This window comes from Nostoc sp., from assembly GCF_036917615.1.
GTDB lineage: Bacteria > Cyanobacteriota > Cyanobacteriia > Cyanobacteriales > Nostocaceae > Nostoc.
The window spans coordinates 13974-37263 of record NZ_JBALCZ010000084.1 but is presented as its reverse complement, the minus strand read 5'-3'; the positions used below and the strand labels follow the sequence as shown (position 1 = coordinate 37263).

Below are 23290 nucleotides of genomic sequence, written 5' to 3'. Positions count from 1 at the left end.
CAAATTCAAGTTCATCTATGACCACAAAGCCTTGGGATGCTCAACTTGCTTACTGGCTAGTTCGACCTCTAAAAGACAGTTGGGTGAACCCCAATCATCTCACCACAGTGCGACTTATGACAGGGTTGGCGGCTGCTGTAGCGATTGCGGTTGGCGATGCTATCTCGGCTAACATTGGGGCATGGCTATTTGCTTTATCCAACTTTTTAGATCACACGGACGGTGAATTAGCTCGTTTGAGTGGGAAAAGCAGCAAATGGGGACATCAGTATGACCTCGCTAGTGACGCCATCATCCACATTCTTTTGTTTGTATGTATTGGATATGGTCTTAGGGAGGGAAAATTTGGTTGGTGGGCGTTGCTTATGGGGATATTATCTGGCGTGTCTGTTGCTTGCATCTTTCATTTGCGAAACCAAATGGAACAGCGTTTAGGTAAAGACGCCAGCCGTCAACCAAATTTCGCTGGGTTTGACATTGAAGACGTGCTGTATTTGTTTCCGATAGTTACCTTACTGGATGGACTAGAGCCGTTACTAATGGCAGCTACAATTGGGGCCCCAACCTTTGCTGTATGGGTAATTTGGCAATTTTGGGCACTCCCGCAGTCTGAATCAAACTAGGATAACGGAGCATTGCAATACGGTTCGGATAAGACTCGATCCCCCCAACCCATGCCACTTGCTCCACTGCGAGGCGCTATTCCAGACACCTTATTATTCTGAGGATTTCTTATTTTCCTCTGCTTATACCATTTCTTTGTGAGGCTGCGCCAAATTTTCTTGGCTTCTTATTTCTTTCTTTGTGTCCTTCTCTACGAGACGCTACGCGAATGCTTGCTTTGCGGTAGCCTGCGGCAAGCCGCTCCGCGTCTACGTTCCTCATGTAGTTTGGCGCATCTTCATACAGAATTGGTATTAGAGTGATGGAAGAGCGATAACTTGGCAAAGGTATTGCTTAAGCCCCGTTTATTCTTTGCAAACCAGTGTAAACATTGAACCGTTCTCCGCGCAGGAATCCAATTAAGGTAATCCCGAATTCCTTGGCGACAGACACCGCCAAACTACTAGGAGCAGAAACAGAACAGACAATTGGAACTCCAGCAGTTGTAGACTTTTGCAAAATCTCAAAACTAGAGCGTCCGCTGACCAGGACAATACAATTATTTAAAGGCAACTCGTCACTGAGCAAAGCTGTACCAATCAATTTATCTAAAGCATTGTGTCGCCCAACATCCTCCCGCAGGTTTAACAGTTGTCCTTGAGCATTGAAGGTAGCCGCAGCGTGCAAACCCCCTGTAGCAGTGAAGATACCTTGAGCAGCCCGGAGCTTATCAGGTAGGCTGTAGATGATCTCAGGTGTTACCGTTGGGCCAGAAGGAATCACTGGACATCCTCGCAGACGCAAAGCCTCAAGGCTAGCTTTACCACACACTCCACAGGCGCTACTAGTGTAGAAATGACGCTCCAAAGGCTGTAAGTCTGGAATCAACCCATCGCGGAGTTCTACATTTACGATGTTATGGCGTTGCTCACCATCTACTAATTCATCTACGCAGTAGCTGATGCGTCGGATATCTTCCCTGCGGCTAACGACTCCTTCACTGTAAAGAAAACCAGCAGCTAGTTCAAAATCTGCCCCTGGTGTCCGCATAGTTACAGCTACCGTCTTCTGGAGAGGAACAAGGCGAATTTCTAAAGGTTCCTCTGTGGTGAGTTGGTCTAAACGAGGCCGTATTTGACCTTTTTCTACCACCCAGACAGTGGCTTTGGTTTTGCTTTTAATTAGCGTCCTCATATTTGTGATCCTTGGTGAATTGAAATTTTGATACTAATCTGGAAACAGAGTAATGCTATTTGTATATCAGATGTCAGGTTGATGCTCACTAACTAGTTTGTGCGATTGAGCTAGATCGGCTAGGTTTCTGTTTAGGAAGTAAAATGAACCTAAAATTTTTGGCTTTCCGCAAAATTTTATTTGCAATAGTCTTTGTGATTTCCCTTGGTTTTGCAGGATACTTAGTGGGTAATAACATTAGTCAGAGCCTAATTGGAAAATCTCTTGCTAAACAAGTCATGTCTACCTCCACCGTAGGAAAAAGTTCTCAACTACAGAAGCTTTTAAATGAGATAATTGTAGAACAGAAAATACCTGGTGCAGTAATGTATATTACTACACCTAAAGGTTCTTGGCTGGGAGCATCTGGTGTCAGTAATTTGTCAACTAAAACCAGGATGAAACCCACAGATGGCTTTTCTATTGCCAGTATGAGTAAAACTTTTGTGGCGGTGGTTGTGCTGAAGTTAGTGGAACAAGGGAAGATAGAATTAGATCGGCCGATCGCTACCTATCTCCCAAGAGACATCAGTCCTCATATTGTCAACAGCGATAAAATTACAGTTCGTCAACTGCTCAACCACACCAGTGGTGTTGCTGAATACCTAGAAACAAAAGAGTTTATTCAAGCTACTGCGAAAAGAAGTCGCTCACAGCCTTGGACAGCCAGAGAAGCTATTCGGTATATGTACCAAGAACAACCGCGTGCAAATCCCGGAGAAAAATTTATTTATACTGATTGCAACTACATTCTTTTAGAACTGATTGTGGAAAATATAACTAGGGGAACTCTGGCACAAGCAATCCGCAGTCAGATTTTAAAACCATTAGGATTAAAACATACCTTCACGGAATTGCGCGAACCGACAATTGGGGAAGTAGCTACAGGTTATGGCGATCGCAATCACGATGGTAAGCTAGATAGCTACGCCGAAGTCAATGATGGCAATGGTTTGGGAGATGGTGGATTGGTTTCAACAGCAGAGGATTTAGCCAAGTTCGCCAAAGCGTTATTTGCCAAAAAAACCTTACTTTCCTCCAAGATGATCAAAGAAATGCTGAAATTTAAAGATAATGGCGAAGGCTATAGTTATGGGTTGGGTGTAGAACGGTTCTCATCTCCTTTGGCAAAAGCAATTGGGCATAGTGGTACAGCCTATGGCTTCATAACATTGCTGGCATATCTCCCCAATCAAAATACCACTATAATAGTGCTGCTAAACGATCAGAATGTTGATATTAAATCAATAGCTAGGACAGGTCTAGAGGTTGTCGAGAATAAATGATCGTAATTTGTAATTATGCTTGTAAAGCTGGCATTATAAATTTTTTCGGACAATGTTCAGTTCTGGCAATTTGGCTGCTAGGCGTTCAGCGCGTTGTCGTTCTTGTTCAGCGATTTCTTCAAATGGAGGAATTAGATTTCCTTCCACAGTTATACATTTACGATGTTGTAGGACTACTCACCATTAACTGAGTCATGCACACAGTAACTGATGCGTCGGATATCTTTCCTACGGCTAATGACTTCTTGACTCTAAAGGAAACCAGCAGCTAGTTCAAAATCTGCCCTTGGTGTCTGCATAGTTACAGCTACCGTCTTCTGGAGAAGAACAAGGCCAATTTCTAAAGGTTCTTCACTGGTGAATTGGTCTAAACGAGGCCGTATTTAACTAGGACTTACGCACTGTACAAATTAAATCATGGTATACATTTACCATGCATAGGTAACAGCTTACTGTTGAGACGGTGCTAACCCACTACTGCCATCCAGAAATAGTCAGCGCCGAATGCCAGACTTTTAAAATTCTGCTACTTAAATGCTACTTAAAACGGTAGCCTAGAAGAATCACTTTTCTCACTCCACAGGGGCGCATCATGTTGCCGAAACCCAAGAAATATTGGACACCTCAGCACTGGGCAAGTTGGAAGCCTTTTGGCATTGGCGAACAGTACCCCAATAACTATTGGGAGGTCTTTCGGGCAATCTGGCTGTCTCGTGACAAACTACCCTATGCGTGGAATATTCTTGATAAAGGTGTTTGTGATGGTTGCGCTCTCGGAACAACCGGGATGAAAGATTGGACTTTAGATGGTATCCATCTGTGCAATGTTCGGTTGCGGCTGTTGCGGATGAATACTATGCCAGCTTTTGACCCTGTACTATTGGAGGATGTCTCGCAGTTACAAAAGCAAAAAAGTGCCCAATTACGAGACTTGGGACGGCTTCCTTACCCGATGATCCGTCAACGAGGTGAAAAAGGCTTTCGCCGTGTAAACTGGGATGAAGCTTTAGGGGTAATTAGCGATCGCATCCGCGCTACTACACCAGAGCGCCTCAGTTTCTATATTACCAGTCGCGGTACTGTCAACGAAACTTATTATGCCACCCAAAAAGCTGTGCGGGCAATGGGAAGCAATAATGTTGATAACGCTGCCCGCATTTGCCATTCTCCTAGCACGGCGGGACTGAAAGCTGCTCTGGGTGCCGGGGCTACCACCTGTTCTTATAAAGACTGGATTGGTACTGATTTATTAGTCTTCATTGGCTCCAACGTTGCCAATAATCAGCCTGTTACCGTCAAATATCTCCATAACGCCAAGAAAGCTGGCACAAAAATTGTAGTCATTAACACTTACCGTGAGCCAGGAATGGAGCGCTACTGGGTGCCCTCAATTGTGGAAAGTGCCCTTTTCGGTACAAAGTTTGCCGAAGACTTCTTCTTAATCAACATGGGCGGGGATATCGCATTTTTAAATGGCACAATTAAACATATAATTGCTAACAACTGGGTAGACCAGTCATTTATTGATTTGTACACAGATGGCTTTGCCGAACTCAAGGCATCGTTAGAAAGCCAATCTTGGGAAGAATTAGAGCGGCTTTCTGGCACATCCCGCGAGGAAATGTACGCCTTTGCCAAAATGGTCAAAGAAGCGAATAAAGCCGTATTTGTTTGGAGTATGGGCATTACCCAGCATGAATGCGGTGAAGATAATGTGCGAAGTATCATCAACTTAGCTCTCACCAAAGGTTTTGTCGGTCGGGAAGGCTGCGGTTTAATGCCAATTCGCGGTCACTCTGGGGTACAGGGTGGTGCAGAGATGGGATGTTACGCGACAGTATTTCCTGGTGGTAAACCTATCACCGCAGAAAATGCTGCCCAGTTGAGTCAACATTGGGGCTTTGAAGTGCTAGCAAGTAAAGGTTTAATTGCTCCAGAAATGATTAACGCCGCACATCAGGGGCAATTAGATGTGTTGTTCTCTGTGGGAGGAAATTTCCTAGAAGTGCTGCCAGAACCGGATTATGTGGAAGCGGCGCTCAAACAAATACCGTTGCGGGTACATATGGATATTGTTCTCTCCAGCCAAATGTTGGTGGAACCTGCTGATACTGTGGTGCTTTTACCTGCGACGACTCGCTACGAAATCCCAGGAGGAGTCACAGAAACTAACACCGAACGCCGGGTAATTTTCAGTCCAGAAATTCCGGGGCCGCGCATTGGGGAAACGCGTCCAGAGTGGGAAGTGTTTTTAGAATTGGCAAGGCGCGTGCAACCAGATTTAGCAGATAAGCTGGCTTTTGCTGACACAGCTGCTATCCGTCAAGAAATTGCTCAAGTCGTCCCACTATATGCCGGTATTCAACATTTACAGCAGGCTGGTGACCAGTTTCAGTATGGCGGGTCACATTTGTGCTTTGGTTGGAATTTCCCGACAGCGGATGGTAAGGCACACTTTGGGGTATTATTGCCACGCCAAAGAGAATTACCAGAAGGTTATTTCCTAGTAGCAACGCGCCGAGGCAAACAATTTAATAGTATGGTGCAGGAACGCAAAGATGCAATTACTGGGGCAATGCGAGAGGCGGTGCTAATGAATGCTACTGATGCGACACAGTTGGGTTTAAGAGATAGCGATCGCGTCATTCTTAAGAATGAGTTAGGCGAGTTGTTCTGTCAAGTCTATATTGCGCCAATTCAGTCAGGAAACTTGCAAGTACATTGGCCAGAAGGAAATGTGCTACTAGATAAAAGTAAGCGATCGCTTGAAGGTGTGCCTGATTATAATGCGATCGTGCGCTTGGAAAAAATCTAAATCAAGTGTCATTTTCTCCGTTTTAACACTCCCAACAGCATATCCACTAAACAAAACCTAGTTATTGATAAAGTGGATTCTATCTTATCAAAGAAAAACAGAGGCACGCTTAATTATATAGCGGTTCTCAATTGCATGGAATACAGACCTAACAAGAACAGCCCCTTCCCTACAAGGGAAGGGGAGTAAGATTCCAAACCTCTCTCCTTTTAGGAGAGAGGTTTGGAGAAAGGTCAGAATGTATTGCATACAAACGAAAAGCGCTATAGTTTAGCCATATTAACTTGCATGAAGACTACCACAAAGATGAGCATCTCTGCGGTAGTTCTAAGTTAACAACTATTAAAGTAAAGCAAAAATAGCCAGGTCTAGCTTAATTTGCTACTTTCAGTTATCCCCAATTCTAGAAAGCTATTGAGAGTTCTTGGATTTGACTAACCCATTTCTTGCACCACAGTCAGCATGAAATTAATCCGCTCCTCAAACTGTATATTTTTGATCAATGCAACAAATTCGTCCGTTTCAGCAGGTGGTTGATAGTCAGACGGCACTGGAATGATGGTTCCATTCTCCATTCCTTGTGCCAGCAGCAACCAAACGTCTAATCTGGAATTGGCACTTAGAGCATTATAGGCTTGGCTAATATTATTAGCTGCACCATTAATAATGTCGCGTTGTGCTTGCAGTTGCTCTTCATGAGACCAGTCCAGGAATTGGTCAAACACCGCTTTAGCAGGAACTTCTATCCTTTCAGGGGGTGCCGGCTGTAGCTGCTCTTTAAGATCGAGGTAACCGAACCAAAGTAAGCCTAGCTGAGTATCTACATCAAAGTGTTTAAAACTTTCTAAAGCCGGTTTTGTTGCTTCATCAGCTGTGTAAGTCATAAAAAACTCCAATTAAGTTAAGGGTATTCTGATTTCTTCAGTTACTGAAATAAGAAAATTTGCTTTCAGTAGCTTCATATAACTTAACAAACAAATAGAGATGGATAACTCTACTTAGGGTAAGAGTTGGACTCACTACATAAGACAGAGATAGATAATTTAAGTTGCTACTTACAAAAATGCCTGCTTCGATGTATGGGAAAGCAAAGATAAAAGTTAAAACTTTAAGTAACGTTTGTGACTGTAAAGGTTTTGATTATATCGAGACATTATCCGCTTCTCTCCAAATAAACAAAAGTTCTACTCTAGTAATTGTCTTGCTGGTCAAGGACTTGAGTATCAGAGGCTGTTTGAAAAGTCCTCTTGTCGGTAGCAAAACGTTTTAGATCCCTCTAAATCCCCCTTCAAAAGGGGGACTTTGATTCCGGTTCCCCCCTTCAAAAGGGGAGCCAGCGCGGTCTTGGGGGTTTCCCCCATGAGCGACTGGCGTGGGTTAGGGGGGATCTAGAAGTGCCTAAAGTCACAGCGAAACACTTTTCAAACAACCTTTCAGCCTCAACCTTCCCAATATTTTGGAGAGCCTGTTTAGCTTTAAAGCTGACACTCGGTGTCAGCAACTCTTGCCTTGGGCGCAGTAGTTCAAATAAAAATCCCTGCCACAGTGGACAGGGATAGTAATTTTTAGCTAAGGCTTGTCTGCTAGCTAACAAAATCTTTGTGGGCAGCGACAAGCATCTGAGCCTGCCTTAAAACGTTTCCGAATAAATAAAAAGGAATCTGCCAAGCTGCAACGGTAACTTCTTTGACTATATCCTGTACACTAATTGCGATTAATTCATGCTCTGGCGGCTCTCCCTCAATTGTACCAGACCAAGTAAAAGCTAATAAGAAATCATCGTCTCCAGGCAAGGATGCAATCAAGCATTCTTCTGGTGTTGGCTGGCAAATAATTCCATAATCATTTGCAAGTTCTACTAGTCTTTGAAATTTGTTTACGTTCGTCATCTTTCTTTGGGATGTAATTTAATCTCAGTTTTAGAAGAAATCAAATTTTTATCTCCATAACTCAAGTGAGTTGCTATATAGCAGAAATTACGAATTATTAATGATTCGGTCAGAGTTATGAGTTGTTGGAGTTAAATCAGGCTTAAGTCCAAAATCTTACCGCGATCGCCTGCTTGTATCAGCAACAATTGTTACTGTTTTAAAAAAAGCTAGATTACCTACTTTTTCGGTTGACCGTATTTACATGTACCTCCCTTCGTTACAATTTCAATATTGATACCCTAATCTCACCCAGGCTGACAGAGTGCATTAAGAATTGCGTAGACGCCTAGCGGCTTGTCGTCAGACATCGCTTTTGGGAGAACAGCTGTAAACCGAAGTAGAAAAACATGCTCGTCAACATTAGATTGTTGGATCACTTTGGCATAGATATGTTCTTCTTCTGTAGCCAGTCCTGTTTCAATTAATAACTTGAGTTTGAGATTACTCAAGAGGTCTAAATAGTGTGACAATCGCAATTGCGCCCCTTTTTATGAGAGGCTAATCAATGCTCATAAAAATACTGTTCCCACGACATGTTTTCCCTGCAAAATACTATCTTCCACAGGTACTTCTTGATTGAGAATGACGATTTTTTCATCATCTTGAGGCAAGAATAAATTATATTGACCACTAATGCCACGAATTTCACAAATTGTCACAGGGTGTTTCATTCAATACGGTTCTATTTCTAGTTGTCCAGCAATTTGGAGGTCAATATTGGCATCTTTCCAGGTATTTTCGGAAATTCAAATCTGTCCTCCCACTGTATAAGACTCAATTCGGGCAGCCAAATTAACATGACTGCCAATAACTGTATATTGAGCGCGTTTTTGAGAACCAACATTTGCCGCTACCGCCTCGCCTGTATTAATTCAAATTCCCATTTCGAGGATTAGGAAATTCATTTGCTGATGAAAGTTTGTTGACTTGCAGCATTGCCAATTGCATGGCAACAGCACAGGCGATCGCTCGTGGAGAATCATCTTTGCGACTAATTGGCACACCAAATATCACAAAAATGCCATAAGCCATAAACTCATTAATTGTGCCTTTCTACTGGTTAATCACATCCTTGATTGCTCTCAGATAAAGATTCAAAATCTTTACTACTTCCTCAGGTGGTAATTGTTCGGAAATAGCTGAGAATCTTCTTAAATCAGACACGAGAACCGTAACTTTTCTGCGTTCTCCCCCCAGCTTTAACCCAGAAGGAGTTTCCAGGATATTGGCGACAACTTCATCAGTCAGATAGCGACCGAGGGTTTTTCGCATCTCGGTAGCACTTTGGGCAATATACTGAGTGAGTGCGATCGCAGAACCTGCGAATGCCAACAAAATATAGAGATGCTTTACTCCATTTCATATTGATAATGCCTGGGTTCTAGATTAGTCAGGTGAATAAATTAAGTATTCCCAAAAGCAAAATCAGATTTTCCACTCAATTACGAACTATTGGGCATGGAGCATCGGTCAATAATCAATAATCCTTCTCCCCCTGCCCCCCTGCCCCTTTTGGTCACAATATGGCAATATATAAAGTTGTAGCTGACCGCCTACGTAGAGGTTTAACGTGGATACCATTGCAATTCCTGCTCTAAATCGGCCAGTGGATGCCACGGTAGAAATTCCCGGTTCTAAAAGTCTTACCAATCGGGCGTTGCTTGTCGCTGCTTTGGCGCAAGGTGACTCCATTTTAGAAAATGCCTTATTTAGTGAAGACAGCGAGTATTTTGCCAAATGCGTAGAGCAATTGGGCATTCCCATTACTTTGAATCCTCATCTGGCACAAATCCAAGTCGCGGGAAGAGGAGGGGACATTCCTGCTAAACAAGCAGATTTATTTGTGGGTTTGGCAGGCACAGCAGCACGTTTTATCTCGGCGCTGGTGGCATTGGGTAACGGCGAATATCGCCTAGATGGCGTTCCTCGGATGCGAGAACGACCAATGGGTGACATGCTGACGGTGCTGCAAACGGGTGGAGCAACCGTTAACTTTGAGGGAAACTCCGGGTTTATGCCCTACACCGTGTATAGCCAGGGATTCGCTGGCGGGAATTTTCGCTTGAAAGCCAACCAAACAAGTCAGCAACTTTCGGCGTTGCTGATGATTGCGCCTTATGCTCAACAAGATACGAGCATTGAGGTTGAGGGTACACTGGTTTCTCAGTCTTACGTCAAAATGACCTGTAGCCTAATGGCAGATTTTGGCGTAGAGGTGATTCAAATCGGCGAGAATCAATTTCAGATTAAAGCAGGTCAGCGTTACCAAGCTCGACATTATACAGTAGAACCGGATGCGTCAAATGCTTCTTACTTTTTTGCCGCTGCCGCCGTCACGGGTGGACGGGTGCGCGTCAAACATTTGACTAAACAATCCTGTCAGGGTGATATTCTGTGGCTGGATGTTTTAGAACAGATGGGTTGCCAAATTAATCACTCCGATGATTACACTGAGGTGACAGGGCCAAAGCAATTGCAAGGCATCGACATTGATATGAATGATATATCAGATTTGGTGCAAACATTAGGAGCGATCGCGCCTTTTGCCAGTTCACCTGTTACCATCCGCAATGTGGAACATATTCGATATAAAGAAACCGATCGAATTCGAGCTGTGGTTACAGAGTTGCGTCGGCTAGGAGTTGAGGTTGAAGAATTTGCAGATAGACTGAAAATTGAGCCTGGCCCGATTACCCCAGCGGCGATTGAAACCTATCACGATCATCGAATGGCGATGGCTTTTGCTGTCACTGGCTTGAAGGTTCCAGGAATTGTAATTAAAGATCCTGGCTGTACAGCGAAGACTTTTCCAGATTATTTTACCCGATTCTTCCAAATGTTAGAACAATAAGAGATTGACTAGTATTCTCGTAGGGTGTGTTAGAGGATGTTTTAAAAGTCCTATTATCGGTATCAAAACGTTCTAAATCCTCCTAAATCCCCGTTTTTAAGGGGGACTTTGATTCCGGTTCCCTCCTTTATAAGGGGGGTTAGGGGGGATCAATAAGTGCCTAAAATCACAGCCAAACACTTTTAAAACATCCTCTTATGCCGTAGGCTAACGCACCAACTATTTTTACCTTTAAAAGCAGCGCTACTAACCTTCAAGAATAGGGTTGAAACTCCTGAAACTGTATGTGTAACAATCACTCCAAAACTTTTAACAGAAATATCTTAGTTATCCACTAAGTCTTTCATTGGGAAATTTAAATTCTATTTTATTTTACCTCTAATTAAAGTCTGCTTAAACTGATGATTCTAAAATAGGTTGACTCCAAATAATTGGAGAATTATTGATTTTTCTTAAGAATGGAAAAATCATTGATTTTTATCACTTATTAAAACAGTGATGAATACCCATTTTGGAAATAAGCAAGTTAGAAAGAAACTATTTCTATACCTTGCAGTGTGCATTACTTACAAAAGTTTATGTGAGGAAAACTGAGATGAAATTGGTTTCACAATTAGTGCTTACTGCTGCTACTTTGACTTTAGTTTTTGCTACTGTAGAGGCAAAATCTGCATCTGCTGCAATTATTAATTACGCTTTCACAGTTGATAGTCCCGTAACTAAGGGAAATGGCTTTTTTAGCTTTGATGACTCAACTTTCAGTAATGAAGATAAGCCTGTAGCTACCATTAAGTCGCTCTCTTTCCAATTTGACGGTGACTCTAACGTTTACACTGAAAAAGATGATATTAAATACCCAAATTTTCCTCTTGTCTTTCCAACCACATCCTTAACAGGAAAAACATCTTTAGGATTAGACTATCTGTTCAATGATAAATCTAATCCTTCCAGTTCTATAAGTTACGAAATTATTGGTGAGGATTTGACAATTTTTTCTAGAACTTCTCCAGATGCAAAACTCATATCAGGTAGAGTTTTGTATACACAAGTTCCTGAACCTACGCCTTTAGTTGGTGCTCTCTTTGCTTGTACTTTGGGCTGGATGATGAAGAAAAAAGTAACATCAATGAAAAAGGTTATATTTTAACCTTGGTTAAGTTGATATTAACGCTTTCTTTGCCAAGGATTAATCTCTTACTAATAAGCTTTTATCTGGCAAAACAACATCTAATACATTGATGCCAGAAGAAAAAAATTAGGGATTAAAACCTGATTTTAGGAAGGGAGTTAGTTACCAAGTTTGCCTAAGACCACCCTGCCTTCTTCGTGTTAGCTGTTGCTGCGTTTTAACTTACCTGTTAGTCAGGAGTAGAAAATGGTAGATTACCGGAATTTTGAGCAGTTCCTACACAGTCGAATCAAACGACGCAACTTAATTATCGGGGCAGGAGGATTGTCTGGTTTGGCGATCGCTAACCAATTTTATGATCAAAGAGCGAGCGCTAGAAGCAGATTTTCCAATTATCCTTTCACTCTGGGTGTAGCATCCGGTGATCCCTATTCTAGCAGCGTAGTGATCTGGACTCGTCTAGCTCCCGAACCCTTAAACGGAGGTGGAATGCCACCTGCTAATGTGCCAATTCGCTGGGAAATGGCAACTGATCCCGATATGAAGCGTATTGTCTCCAAAGGTACAGTACTTGCAACTCCACAACTAGCTCACTCAGTTCGAGTTGTGGTAGAAGGACTGCAATCTGATACTTGGTACTGGTATCGGTTTCTTGTCGGCCAAGAAGCTAGCCCCATTGGTCGCACTCGTACAGCACCTTTAGCAGGTGGCTACTTAAATAAATTAAACTTTGCCCTTGTCTCCTGTCAGCACTATGAGCAGGGGTACTATACTGCCTACAAATATATTGCCCAGGACGACCTCAACTTGGTAGTGCATGTTGGAGACTACATTTATGAAGGAGGAATCTCAAACAATCGCCCCAGACAGCACAACAGTGCAGAAATTCTGACTTTGGAAGATTACCGCAACCGTCACGCCCTCTATAAAACCGATTCCAATCTGCAAGCAGCTCATGCAGCGTTTCCCTGGATTGTTACCTGGGATGACCACGAAGTGGAAAACAACTACGCCAACGACATCTCAGAAATTGATACTGAACCAGACCAGAATCGGGCAATCTTCCTCCAACGGCGGGCTGCTGCCTATCAGGCTTACTACGAACATATGCCACTGCGCCCCTTCTCGCGTCCGGTTGGCCCCGATATGCAACTTTTCCGTCGGCTTTCCTTTGGTAATTTAGCCACCTTCCATGTCCTAGATACCCGCCAATATCGCACCGATCAGCCCTGCGGTGATGGTACTAAAGAACGTTGCCCAGAAAATTTAGATCCGAATGCAACGATTACTGGCAAGCGTCAGGAAGATTGGCTATATGATGGTCTAAATAGCTCACAGGCTAAGTGGAACGTTTTGGCCCAGCAAGTTGTAGTTGCTCAGATAGACATGAAACCAGGGAAAGGCGGAACCTACAGCATGGATAAGTGGGATGGTTATGTGGCTTCCCGCGATCGCCTCATGCGTTTCTTAGAACAGCGCAAACCATCTAATCCAGTAGTCTTATCAGGCGATATCCATTCCAACTGGGCAATGAATTTAAAGGCTGACTTTAATAACCCAGAATCTACTACAGTCGGGAGTGAATTCGTCTGTACTTCAATAACCTCCGGTGGAGATGGCGCAGATACCACCCCAAATGTTCAAGCTTACTTACCCGATAACCCACACATTAAGTTCTTCAATGGTCAACGGGGGTATGTTCGCTGTGCGCTGACTCCCACAAGCTGCAAGACAGACTATCTAGTTTTATCAAACGTCACGACTCCATTTGGCACGATTAGTAAGCGGGCTTCATTTGTGGTTGAAGATGGTCGTCCCGGAATACAACAAGTCTAATCGTTTAATTCCCAGGTATTGAAACCAGATAATCACAGATGGATACAGATAAATACTAATGATTTATCTCTGTCCATCTGTGTTTTCATTTTCAGAAAATTGACTTTTGCAAGTCGATGCTTCCTAGCGTCAACCCAATCAACAAAATTAGCGATCGCACTTACAGCCGCCATATTTTTCTTAGGCTTTGCAAAGAATCTTCTTGTCGCTGCTCAATAACTGCTGGAGTCCATTCAGATTGTTGTAAAACTTTGGTTGTCAGAACAAAAGGCACGATACTTGTATTGCTAACAAAATATTTCTTTTTCTTTTTATCAAAATCGTAGTTTTGCGCCTCAGCATTCTTCTTTCGAGAGAGCAACGTCAAATTACCTATACGATGCACATACTGAATACGCTCCTTATCATTCGGGAACCATTCAAGCCATATACTCCCTTCACTGGGATTTTGAGGAAGAACATGCTCAACCGTAATAACTGGATAGTCATAAGTCGCTTCCCCTTCGGAAAGTGCAGAGTCAAGGCGCAGAAGAACATATTGTCTAATTCGCTGGATTAAATATAAATCTCCATCAAGCGTTTTAATGATTCGATTGATTTCTTCAGGAGTTAGCTGTAAGGGTGACTCAAATGCATAGAGATCAATATCTCCTTCAATAGCTGTAATAAGTTTTGCATACCGTCGTATACGATCATTGATATCTGCCCGTAAAATCATTAAACCTGCTGCTAATCTTTCCAGGTCAGTAAAAAAACGCTTTAATTTCTCAGGAGCGTGGCTATTCTTAGAAAAATAGAGAATTGCTGGTGGAATCCAATCAACGTTGTCTATTTGATTCAACCATCGAAGCAAAGAATTAACAATTTTTGCATCTTTATCACTTTGGTAATTTGCTGTTTTGATAATCTCTAAAGCATCAGAATAAGGCTTTAGTACCTCATTAATAAATTTTTCTGGCTCTTTCTTGGGCAGTATATGTTTGCGAAACTCATTAAGGGCTGTCTCACTCAGTTTTGCCTTACGGTCAATCATGCGGATATGGGCAAATAGTTCTTGAAATGTCTCTCGACCTAAATCTTCTTCTTCAGTTTCCCAGATTCTTGTATATTTTTCCTGTTGAGATTGAGGAATTGCTCCAATAACCTCTGATTTAAGAAAATCACTGAGCGAGAGGTCTAGACCACGGGCATTTAGAATAGAAAATATGCGATAAGCCGAGTCAAGATCAGGCGTGGAAACAACTACTAAAAAACAGCGTGTCATTAAATAACGAACAAAGCGCTCTCGGTGCTGCTCAGAGAGTTGAATTAGTTCTTTAAGAAAATAGTTTGCATTTCCCTGAATATTTTTTTGGCTATCTGTCAATCGTGAACTATCAAGCTTCAAGAGTTCATCTAATCCTTTATCATTTTGGATATAGCAACGGAAAAAATCTTCATCTCTTTCTCGTACTTTGAGGCGATAATGATCGTCGGGTACATCTACAAAGTCATTACCTTTTTGATAAATAAATTCTGTAATTTTTGATGCGCTATTTGCATTTACCAAACTTCGTAGAACAGATAAAAGAATTGTCAGAGTCGTCAGACGTTGCTGACCATCTACTACATCAGCCTCACGTTTCTCACCTTTAATCAGGACTATACTTCCCAAAAAATAAGGGTTGGCATCAGCTATGGCTTCTGAGCCGTCTCCTAGAAAAGACAACAAATCAGTTAACAACTCACTCGCTTGGTTTTTTGTCCATGCATAAGGACGCTGATAAGCCGGTATGGAAAAGGCGAAGTCGTTACTAAAAACCTTGAATAGTGCTTTCTCTGTGGCGTGAATGGCTACTGGCATAAAATTTCAAGTACTACCTGAGTATAATCTGATGCAAATTCCCTAATCAAACGCAGTTTAACTCACTCATTACTGCGATCGCCACAAGACTAAATTAACTCAAGTTACCTCACAGATAATCTGCTGCATAGAGGATATGGAGTCCCGCGTTGGCGTAGCCTCTCCTTTAGAGAATCGCTGCTAGATCACCCTGCATAAGCCTATTACATACAATGAGCGAACCTACGGTTTTTTTGCTTTTAGGACTTACGCATCAAGTACGAAATATAGGGGCAATAGCCGCTTCTCTACGAGACGCTCCGTGTAGCTTGCTTCTCAGTATGAGTACGCGTCTACATGAATTGCCCCTACAGGAAATCGAGGCTTTCACTACCTTTTTGCGTAAGTCCTGGCTTTATTTTGGTAATTCTAAAGGCTTGCTCTTAAAGTTTGTTTTCCCCCTTTTTAAGGGGGGTTAGGGGGAATCTTCGAGTTTGAAAACAGTCCCTAACCCCTCCCAAATTTAGGAATACTCCCCTAGTCCCAGAGCGGCCCCATCAACGAGTATGTATGGTAGAAGACTCTGACGCTCTTACCCCTGCTCTCAAGCAAGCTACGCTCAGCGTGCCCCTCTCCCAACTTGCTAACGCTGCAATCTGTTGAATTCTCCCTGGACTGTGTAGCTTTTCTTCAGCTTTTCTTTATTCACTCAAGGTTGCATTTTTTTAAACATCTGTTACATTACTTTACAGACAGTTACAACTGCTACAACACTTGAACTTTGGAGTTTTACTCATGTCAGGTTTTAAGAATCCTGCGCCTATTGTTTCAGAAGATCCTAATGCTGTGCGTTTTGGCTTCACTCCTCAGAGTGAAAATTGGAATGGTCGTCTTGCAATGATTGGTTTTCTATCTGCAATTTTGATTGAAGCTTTTTCTGGTCAAGGCTTACTCCATTTCTGGGGCATCCTCTAAATTGATGTAGGCTTTTTCGCCTTTACTTGACAACTCATCTCATGTCAGGCGAATTACTTGTGATTCCTACATGACCTCTCCTTCAGCCTCTTCCCTAGTAGGGAAGGCAAGCCTGTAGCTTTAGCTATAAGACGGGGTGACGTTCTCTTATTATGGGCAATTCAACGGAGATATCAGATTGAAAATCTCTTTCCCTATCCCCTGTTACCTATAGCACTTCTTGTTTGAATGTAGTACACCACGATAAACGGTAAGGGCACAGCAATGCTGTGCCCCTACGAACACTTGTATTTGACGCAAGCAATAACGGCTATATTTTCTATTTTCAAGCTAAATATCAGATTTTTCCGGTTGAGCCAAAATATAAGTGAATAATTACTTTACATCGAATATGTATAGCTAAAACTCATGGAATTACCCCAACGCGTATCAGTCCGCTACAAAGACGCGTCCTTCAATACTAATGAAATCCGCTTGAGAACCTTCAGGCTTGGGTTACAAATATGGGAAGAACAAACTAAACCTAGAAAAACAGAACTTTATCAGTTTATATCGTCTTGCTTGAAACAAGTTGACCGCCAAGATCGTTTTATGTTTTCTCTGCTGTTCATAGAATTAACAGACCTTATACGCAATTCTTCGCTGGAAAGGGCAACGAAAGAGGTTTTGATTAAAACAGCTTTTAGGGAGTTTGCTTGTGCGATAACAGACTTTGAAGACGTTGACAAATAAGGTTGGTCATGGTGGTGCTGGTATTGCGTAGGTGTACCCAGGCATCGCCCTGAAGTCAGCTAACCTAATTGAATAAGATATCTATAAGTAAGCAGCTTTCCAATCATAATTAGTTTTTTTGCTGAATGCGCGGATAGGTAGGTGTTGGGGAAGGGGTGACTAGAAAAATGGCTGAATTGCCTTATCTGCAAGAACTTGAGAGCGATGCCTGCGGCGGGCTACGCCTACGCATTTCTAAACCATCCGCGCACCTTATGTGGACTACTTTTCAGCCATTTGCCTCTAGCCAAATCACAACTCCTCGTGTTAGGATTTCTGCATTCGCGCAACCAAACCTTGAAAACCAAATAAGACAAGCCTTTCAGAAGCAAGCGATTACAATTACCTAAAATCCCTATTAGGGATTGAAAATCTATCCCCGCATCACTTGGCGATGGTTTTAAATAATCACCTCTAAATATAAGAATTCAACTTGAGTTTTACTAGGCATACTGAGGGTAGAACCCATCTCAGGTAAGCTTTCGACCGTTATTCGATTTCAAAAATTAAATATAAATCCTAGTATTAGTGACAAAAGTAACCATTTAAACATGACTTTTATCACAGGCGTGTACCTGATCATTCCGATTATATTGAGAGTACACAAATCAACTAATGCAAGGCAGATAAAGGATATATGAATCGCTTTAAATCTATTCTTCTTGGAAGCTTATTAGCAGCTGCTTCAATTACTGCTCTTTCTCAAAATGCTAATGCTGCTGAATTTAAATCGGAGCATGATCATTTGAATCGCAATAGTGTAGCTTTTAATAACAGTCGAGTCCAACGCGAACATCAAATCCGTGAACAACGCGCTCGTGAATTGCGTGAACGTCAAGCTCGTGAACGACGCGCTTATGAATGGCGTGAACGTCAAGCCCGTGAACGACATGCTCGTGAATTGCGTGAACGTCAAGCTCACTTTCATCGCTAAGAAAAGAAATTCTCGCTCATATTACCTTAGGAGAGTATTGCTACTCTCCTTTTTTTTCTTGGCATAAATTTGCTCAAATGTCATTGAGCCAAGATCAGCACTCAAATGGGAATTAAGGCTATAAATGCCTGTTATAGCAGTGGACAAAGCCGTTAGGACAAGTTGGCGGTAGATGCTTTCAACAAGCGTACATTGTGAATTGATTTTTGTCCTAAGCTTCCTGTCCGTTGCTATATATATAGCTTTCAGCTTTTTACTTTCTCCTGCTTTACCCAAATATAGAGAAGCTATTTTGATGTCCCGCACTCAAATGGTATTTTGGAGGAGTCAACAAGCAGGGTGGTTTCATACAAAGAAAGAAAAATATATAAGTCTTGATTCTCGTTTTGTGACATGGCTTTTTACCCCGCTTCCATTCCTCTCCCCGAAAGGTCAAGAGGCTTTGAAACCCAGTTTTAGTTTTTTCTCTGCTTGTATGAAACCCACCCTGTTTTGGAGGAGTCACAAGGGGAATTAGTTTAGCTTGACATGTCAAGACTCATCCAGCCAAATTTAGATGCATTTGTCCTGAAACATAGAAAAATCTGCTCGATTTGTGTTGTAAGAGTTTTCTTCCGAATCAGACATCCTCTTAAAAAAAGAGGTGGTAGCTAAAAATTGTCTAGACTACCACCATGCGAAATAGAATCTTAACCTGTCACGAGCGATCGCTAATAGAGAGCTGCCAACACCTTATCTGCTGCTGCGCGGAATGCAGTTGCTGCACCAGCGCTCATGTCCCGTGGCGCACAGATGCGATTTCTCACATAGGCGAGTGTGATGGCTCCAACCGCAGACACAATCGGATCGGCATTGTCTTTACCGCCCACGTGCCCCCACGGTAATGCTGCACCATTGCCATTAATCAGATAGTCAGCCAGCAATCTGAGGTGAAAATTAACCGCTTCTTTAACGGCTGTTGTGTCACCATTGACCGCCAATGCTTGCACCCCAGAGTTTTTTAGGATGTCTCCTAAAGCAACTTCTCGATTATCAGTCAACCTTTCAGCCGCTTCTGCCCGAAATTGAATTTCCTGGCTAGCTCCTGGGTCTGGGGGCAAGGGATTGCCGATTGGTGTCACGCCCCATCGCCGACGCAGGAGTAAATTGTTGGTGGTATCATCCGATTTGACGCGGTGATAAGCGGGACGCTGTTTGAGTGCTTCAAACCAAGCGTTGATGCGAGGATACCGGGGATTTCCCTTGAGTTGATATCCCCGATAAACGGGTAAGTTAGCTGCCAAGCGGTCTAAATGGGGGCTATAGGTAATGTCTACCACACTAAATGTTGATAAAAAGTAGGGGCCAGGATACTTTTGGAGAAGTTGCTCCAGTTCGTCTAATTTTGCCTCAAAAGCTGTCTTTAAGTTTACTAATTCATTAGGATCTTCAGGGGCTTGTCTTAGAAATTTGTAGGCGATATCTCTCACACCATTGGTTTCAGCATCGTCAAGCCACTGCCTAGCAATGGCGTTTTCCTCTGGGTCTTCAGGGAGCAAGGTAGGCCCAAATCGTTCTTCTAATTCTAAGAGAATGTCTTTGGACTCATAGACTAACTTTCCCTCAATTTTCGCAGCAGGGACAAGGGTTGTGGGAACTAAATCGGTATACCATTTAGGCTTGTTATTCAAGTCGATAAACTCTGTTGCAAAGGGAATTTCTTTTTCTTCGAGAGCAAACCAAACCCGTTCGCAAAATGGACACCAAGAGTTAGTATCACGGTAGAGCAGTACTGGCGGTTCTGTATCTGGCGGCAGTTTATGGAGACTGCTAGGGATGGGAGCGGTAGAAGGGGACTGTCCTGGTCTACGCACCCGTCGAGCAGGGGTATTTTTTTGGGCAATTTCTAATAGTTGTTCCCAATTAGATACTGTGTCTTGAATTGACATATCTCACCTTAGTTTAAGTTAACTTTTTTCCCGTAAAGAGTCTAGAGTAAAATAGCCTTGATATCTAACTTTCAAACTTAGGTTATGTACCTCCCTAATTTACAACTACTGTTAAAATAGCAACATTTTTCCCATTACAGGCACGTTTAATTTAGAAGCTTTTAGATTGTTAGTCAAACCCTTGATTGACTATTTCCATTTATTAATCGCATTCGTAAAGCTTCCATACTATAAAGGTTTCACGTTAACTTTCGTTGGGATGACGCCTGCACGATAAAATGTGTTAGCTACATCTTGCTGGGAAGCGATCGCTTGTTGAGAAACTGGCAGCACTTGCGATCGCTGCTTTTTTATTGGGAGCGGCGATCGCCAAACCTAAAAAAGCACCCAGTGCAAACATTGCTGAAAGACTTCGGCATAAACCTTTCTGGTTTTGCCCTACATACTCTTGCTCTTTTAACCAACCCCAACCTGGGATGAGAGAAAATAGCTGGAACTTCATAGACAAATTTCTAACTTTTGAGGATAGTAATTCTGATGGTGGAATGAAGATATAGAAAAAGATTGGCACGAAACAAAAATTTATCCGTCAACCTTTAGAACTTCAATCTAAAATATGCACAGATGTCGATAAAGATATGTGCTACAAAGCAAATTTGCGAACTTTTTAGATATAGCAGCCCTCAAGCTATAGACTGGTATGTTTATTACCATGTTTATAGGTTTTAAACAGATAAAAAGCTTAATTGTCGAACTCTAACTTTAAAATACGGTAATTTTGTAGACTTACTGTAGTTAATTGTGATTATCACATGAAAATAGTTTGAAAGCAAGATTTAATATACAGCGTTTTTCAGGTAAATGAGGTACACAGGTAGGGGGACAACAATGTTGTGCCCCTACAATAATCTGTACCTCACTAAGTTGCAATCTGCTGTATCTATTTTTTGACTTGTTTAAGCCGGCAAAATCAGAAAAATCTCTATAAATTCCAGTCAGAGAGAGGATACAAAGCTTCAGTAAAAAAATAAATAATAAACTAATAAGTGTTTAAAGTCAAGCTAATAGCTGCTAAAAATCTACAATACTTGGAATTTGATCGAGTGTAGCCCAAGAGTGAAGCAGATCATCCAATTAGGGACTGACAACAAATAAATTATCTAATCTTGTGGGGTAGACCGAAAAGTCCGCCTTTGGCTACGGGCGCTCGTGTCGCCCACCCCACAAGAAGTAGTTGAGTATTTTTTTATTTGTCAGTCCCTTAAAGCGCTACCAAAGATTAGCCATGCAGCATTGATACCCAAAGGAATAGCTAAAATAGCTTCACTAACTTTTTCAGTGTTACTCATCATCTTTAACTATTAAGATGAACTGAATGTAGTATGTTAGCAATTCCGTTCAAAATCTAGGGTTTTCCGTAGTGAAAGTTCTGTAACAGTTCGCTCATATGATTTGCCTACATGAGATAATTTCCTCTTAATTGTTTGATATAGAGAAAATTAGCTCAATATTCGTATGCAGCAAGTATCAATCGATAGTGTGGAGTTACCAATTCATCTCAGTGCTAAAATAATTGCTCGACGTTTAAGTGTCACAGTTCTCTGCCTCACCTTAGCAGGCGTTCTAAGTGGCTATTTCTGGCTCTCGGAGTTTCCCTTCCCAGCTAGCAAATGGTTTTACGAACTATTTAGCCTAGATAGAGAATTTAATATTCCTGCTTGGTATTCTTCATTCTCTCTATTATTTTGTTCGGGATTACTTAAAGTAATTACCGCGATGAAGACGAAAGACCGCCATTTTGTTGACTGGAAAACTCTATCTTTGATATTTTTCTATTTGAGTTTGGATGAAGCATTTAGTTTTCACGAGATTTTGATTATTCCGTCAGTGCGACAATCACTTCATCTCAATCCTGTATTTTTCCAAACCTGGGTTATCCCTGGTGCTATTTTAGTGGGAGTTTTTGCATTTAAATATCTAAAATTTTTGCTCCATCTGCCTCAAAAAACTCGGTATTTATTTCTGATTGCCGCAATTGTTTATGTGGGTGGAGGCTTAGGTATGGAAATGGTGGGTGGACTTTTGAGAGTAGATTTTGGGCGACACACCCTAATAACGTTAATTGGCATAATTGTTGAAGAGTTTTTGGAAATGGTCGGAATTGTAATTTTTATTTATGCGCTGCTAGCTTACCTTAGCAGCTTGAGAGAAAGCATTCAACTGAAAATCTATATATCTGAAAAGTAATATCAAGTCTGGATAATCATATGATGTCCGGTAAATCAACCAATGAAGCGATTTTCAGTTGAGTAGACTCCAAGAAAAGACCTAACCCCCTACCCCCTTCCCTAGTAGGGAAGGGGGAAATTCAAAGCCTCTTTCCTTTTAGGAGAGAGGTTTATTCATTTCAAAACTGCATTAAGCAACAATACGCTTGGGTTAAGGATAATTGTAGGTTGGGTTAAACGTAGTGAAACCCAACAAAGTCCAAAAAATGTTGGGTTTTGTCCCTCAAACGCCACTTGCTTCTCCCTACAGCCCTTTGGGCATCCTACGGCAGGTGCTAGCCTCTCACGAATGACGCGCAATGGACAAGTCGGGAAACCGCAAGGGCGCAATGGCTCCCCAACCTACGTAGGTTAAGGTTTTTGGCTTTAACTTTAACCCAAACCAAATGATCACTAGGGGTAAAATAGCGATCGCAGGTAGGCAATTGTTATTTTTTCTAGTGCTTGTGAAGCAGTTTGATTACCAGAAGCACAACCGACAAATACAAACGTCAATAGTGCTAATCCAATCAAGAAACCCCACGTTCTAAATCTCTTGAATATCATCATTTTTTACCTTTTCTCAGAGATTTATGTGATTTTTAAATTAAACGAAAGTATCACACAGCTAGCAGCAAAAAACAAGGTCTTTTCAACCTAGACCCACACGGACGGTTCGCCCACAACCAGGGCATAAAAATTTATTCCCCCGCTCTCCATCTGGCACTGCCGTAATTCTTCCGGGGCTTTCATGCTCTTGCTAAGTTTATTGTAAAAACCTCTTGATTCTGATCACTGTTTGTGAGAAAGTCTGATTTAACATCCATAAGTACGGTGATTCGATAGATTTACAGTATTTAATAGTTTGACTGGAAGAAAGTACAGCTAATATAGCGACCCTTGAATCCT

At 42.0% G+C, this 23290-nt stretch carries 18 protein-coding genes and 1 pseudogene; 11 read left to right on the top strand and 8 right to left on the bottom strand.

The window, feature by feature from the left end:
- Positions 1-17 precede the first annotated feature (17 nt).
- Positions 18-623, top strand: a complete 606-nt coding sequence (locus tag V7K85_RS30300; protein WP_334819449.1) for a CDP-alcohol phosphatidyltransferase family protein — start codon at positions 18-20, stop codon at positions 621-623.
- Positions 624-957: 334 nt separating this feature from the next.
- Here the strand turns inward: V7K85_RS30300 and fdhD are convergent, their stop codons facing one another.
- A complete protein-coding gene (gene fdhD / locus V7K85_RS30295) occupies positions 958-1797 on the bottom strand; it encodes a formate dehydrogenase accessory sulfurtransferase FdhD (RefSeq protein ID WP_334819447.1) in 840 nt (279 codons plus the stop codon).
- 143 nt (positions 1798-1940) lie between these two features.
- On the opposite strand from fdhD, the gene V7K85_RS30290 reads away from it, so the two are divergent.
- Both V7K85_RS30290 and V7K85_RS30285 read left to right on the top strand, forming a co-directional pair.
- The gene (locus tag V7K85_RS30290; protein WP_334819445.1) at positions 1941-3122 is read left to right on the top strand and encodes a serine hydrolase domain-containing protein; all 1182 of its coding nucleotides are present in this window, start codon (positions 1941-1943) and stop codon (positions 3120-3122) included.
- 592 nt (positions 3123-3714) lie between these two features.
- A complete protein-coding gene (locus V7K85_RS30285; protein WP_334819443.1) occupies positions 3715-5937 on the top strand; it encodes an FdhF/YdeP family oxidoreductase in 2223 nt (740 codons plus the stop codon).
- Positions 5938-6371: 434 nt separating this feature from the next.
- Here V7K85_RS30285 and V7K85_RS30280 read toward each other — a convergent pair whose 3' ends face one another.
- The 3 genes and pseudogenes from V7K85_RS30280 to V7K85_RS30270 all read right to left on the bottom strand — a co-directional run.
- On the bottom strand, positions 6372-6821 hold the full coding sequence (locus V7K85_RS30280) for an orange carotenoid protein N-terminal domain-containing protein (protein ID WP_334819441.1): 450 nt from the start codon (positions 6819-6821) through the stop codon (positions 6372-6374).
- A 699-nt stretch (positions 6822-7520) separates the two neighbouring features.
- Positions 7521-7826 (bottom strand): hypothetical protein, encoded by a 306-nt coding sequence (locus V7K85_RS30275; protein ID WP_334819439.1) that lies wholly within the window; start codon positions 7824-7826, stop codon positions 7521-7523.
- A gap of 287 nt (positions 7827-8113) precedes the next feature.
- Positions 8114-9203: pseudogene (locus tag V7K85_RS30270) on the bottom strand (adenylate/guanylate cyclase domain-containing protein); the annotation flags it as partial.
- A 235-nt stretch (positions 9204-9438) separates the two neighbouring features.
- Between V7K85_RS30270 and aroA the strand changes: the two are divergent.
- From aroA to V7K85_RS30255, 3 genes are all read left to right on the top strand, one after another.
- Positions 9439-10719 (top strand): 3-phosphoshikimate 1-carboxyvinyltransferase, encoded by a 1281-nt coding sequence (gene aroA / locus V7K85_RS30265; protein ID WP_334819437.1) that lies wholly within the window; start codon positions 9439-9441, stop codon positions 10717-10719.
- A gap of 595 nt (positions 10720-11314) precedes the next feature.
- Positions 11315-11866, top strand: a complete 552-nt coding sequence (locus V7K85_RS30260) for a PEP-CTERM sorting domain-containing protein (protein ID WP_334819435.1) — start codon at positions 11315-11317, stop codon at positions 11864-11866.
- A gap of 228 nt (positions 11867-12094) precedes the next feature.
- Positions 12095-13684: an alkaline phosphatase D family protein gene (locus V7K85_RS30255; RefSeq protein WP_334819433.1), complete on the top strand. Its 1590-nt coding sequence runs from the start codon at positions 12095-12097 to the stop codon at positions 13682-13684.
- A 160-nt stretch (positions 13685-13844) separates the two neighbouring features.
- Here the strand turns inward: V7K85_RS30255 and V7K85_RS30250 are convergent, their stop codons facing one another.
- Positions 13845-15527, bottom strand: coding sequence for a DUF262 domain-containing protein (locus V7K85_RS30250; RefSeq protein WP_334819431.1), 1683 nt, complete (start codon positions 15525-15527; stop codon positions 13845-13847).
- 774 nt (positions 15528-16301) lie between these two features.
- Between V7K85_RS30250 and V7K85_RS30245 the strand changes: the two genes are divergently transcribed.
- From V7K85_RS30245 to V7K85_RS30230, 4 genes are all read left to right on the top strand, one after another.
- The gene (locus V7K85_RS30245; RefSeq protein ID WP_190892099.1) at positions 16302-16481 is read left to right on the top strand and encodes a chlorophyll a/b-binding protein; all 180 of its coding nucleotides are present in this window, start codon (positions 16302-16304) and stop codon (positions 16479-16481) included.
- Between the two features lie 408 nt (positions 16482-16889).
- Positions 16890-17213, top strand: a complete 324-nt coding sequence (locus V7K85_RS30240) for a hypothetical protein (RefSeq protein ID WP_334819429.1) — start codon at positions 16890-16892, stop codon at positions 17211-17213.
- Between the two features lie 167 nt (positions 17214-17380).
- Positions 17381-17602 carry a hypothetical protein gene (locus V7K85_RS30235; protein ID WP_334819427.1) on the top strand — a complete coding sequence of 74 codons (222 nt, stop codon included), beginning with the start codon at positions 17381-17383 and terminating at the stop codon, positions 17600-17602.
- A gap of 287 nt (positions 17603-17889) precedes the next feature.
- Positions 17890-18186: a hypothetical protein gene (locus V7K85_RS30230; protein WP_334819425.1), complete on the top strand. Its 297-nt coding sequence runs from the start codon at positions 17890-17892 to the stop codon at positions 18184-18186.
- Between the two features lie 710 nt (positions 18187-18896).
- Here the strand turns inward: V7K85_RS30230 and V7K85_RS30225 are convergent.
- A complete protein-coding gene (locus V7K85_RS30225; protein ID WP_334819423.1) occupies positions 18897-20114 on the bottom strand; it encodes a glutathione S-transferase family protein in 1218 nt (405 codons plus the stop codon).
- Between the two features lie 283 nt (positions 20115-20397).
- Entirely contained in the window at positions 20398-20616 is a 219-nt protein-coding gene (locus tag V7K85_RS30220) for a hypothetical protein (RefSeq protein WP_334819421.1), read from the bottom strand.
- Positions 20617-21629: 1013 nt separating this feature from the next.
- Here V7K85_RS30220 and V7K85_RS30215 point away from each other — a divergent pair.
- Complete coding sequence (locus tag V7K85_RS30215) at positions 21630-22361, top strand: hypothetical protein (protein ID WP_334819419.1); 732 nt, start codon at positions 21630-21632, stop codon at positions 22359-22361.
- Between the two features lie 434 nt (positions 22362-22795).
- Here the strand turns inward: V7K85_RS30215 and V7K85_RS30210 are convergent, their stop codons facing one another.
- Positions 22796-22951, bottom strand: coding sequence for a hypothetical protein (locus V7K85_RS30210; protein ID WP_334819417.1), 156 nt, complete (start codon positions 22949-22951; stop codon positions 22796-22798).
- Positions 22952-23290: the final 339 nt, after the last annotated feature.

Excerpts from the sequence above, each read along its gene's own strand:
- V7K85_RS30255 (WP_334819433.1), top strand. The coding sequence starts at position 12,095 with ATGGTAGATTACCGGAATTTTGAGCAGTTCCTACACAGTCGAATCAAA.
- V7K85_RS30260 (WP_334819435.1), top strand. The coding sequence starts at position 11,315 with ATGAAATTGGTTTCACAATTAGTGCTTACTGCTGCTACTTTGACTTTA.
- V7K85_RS30225 (WP_334819423.1), bottom strand. The coding sequence starts at position 20,114 with ATGTCAATTCAAGACACAGTATCTAATTGGGAACAACTATTAGAAATT.
- fdhD (WP_334819447.1), bottom strand. The coding sequence starts at position 1,797 with ATGAGGACGCTAATTAAAAGCAAAACCAAAGCCACTGTCTGGGTGGTA.
- V7K85_RS30235 (WP_334819427.1), top strand. The coding sequence starts at position 17,381 with ATGGCTGAATTGCCTTATCTGCAAGAACTTGAGAGCGATGCCTGCGGC.
- V7K85_RS30240 (WP_334819429.1), top strand. The coding sequence starts at position 16,890 with ATGGAATTACCCCAACGCGTATCAGTCCGCTACAAAGACGCGTCCTTC.
- V7K85_RS30215 (WP_334819419.1), top strand. The coding sequence starts at position 21,630 with ATGCAGCAAGTATCAATCGATAGTGTGGAGTTACCAATTCATCTCAGT.
- V7K85_RS30280 (WP_334819441.1), bottom strand. The coding sequence starts at position 6,821 with ATGACTTACACAGCTGATGAAGCAACAAAACCGGCTTTAGAAAGTTTT.
- V7K85_RS30210 (WP_334819417.1), bottom strand. The coding sequence starts at position 22,951 with ATGATGATATTCAAGAGATTTAGAACGTGGGGTTTCTTGATTGGATTA.
- V7K85_RS30245 (WP_190892099.1), top strand. The coding sequence starts at position 16,302 with ATGTCAGGTTTTAAGAATCCTGCGCCTATTGTTTCAGAAGATCCTAAT.
- V7K85_RS30250 (WP_334819431.1), bottom strand. The coding sequence starts at position 15,527 with ATGCCAGTAGCCATTCACGCCACAGAGAAAGCACTATTCAAGGTTTTT.
- V7K85_RS30290 (WP_334819445.1), top strand. The coding sequence starts at position 1,941 with ATGAACCTAAAATTTTTGGCTTTCCGCAAAATTTTATTTGCAATAGTC.
- V7K85_RS30230 (WP_334819425.1), top strand. The coding sequence starts at position 17,890 with ATGAATCGCTTTAAATCTATTCTTCTTGGAAGCTTATTAGCAGCTGCT.
- V7K85_RS30300 (WP_334819449.1), top strand. The coding sequence starts at position 18 with ATGACCACAAAGCCTTGGGATGCTCAACTTGCTTACTGGCTAGTTCGA.
- V7K85_RS30275 (WP_334819439.1), bottom strand. The coding sequence starts at position 7,826 with ATGACGAACGTAAACAAATTTCAAAGACTAGTAGAACTTGCAAATGAT.
- V7K85_RS30220 (WP_334819421.1), bottom strand. The coding sequence starts at position 20,616 with ATGAAGTTCCAGCTATTTTCTCTCATCCCAGGTTGGGGTTGGTTAAAA.
- V7K85_RS30285 (WP_334819443.1), top strand. The coding sequence starts at position 3,715 with ATGTTGCCGAAACCCAAGAAATATTGGACACCTCAGCACTGGGCAAGT.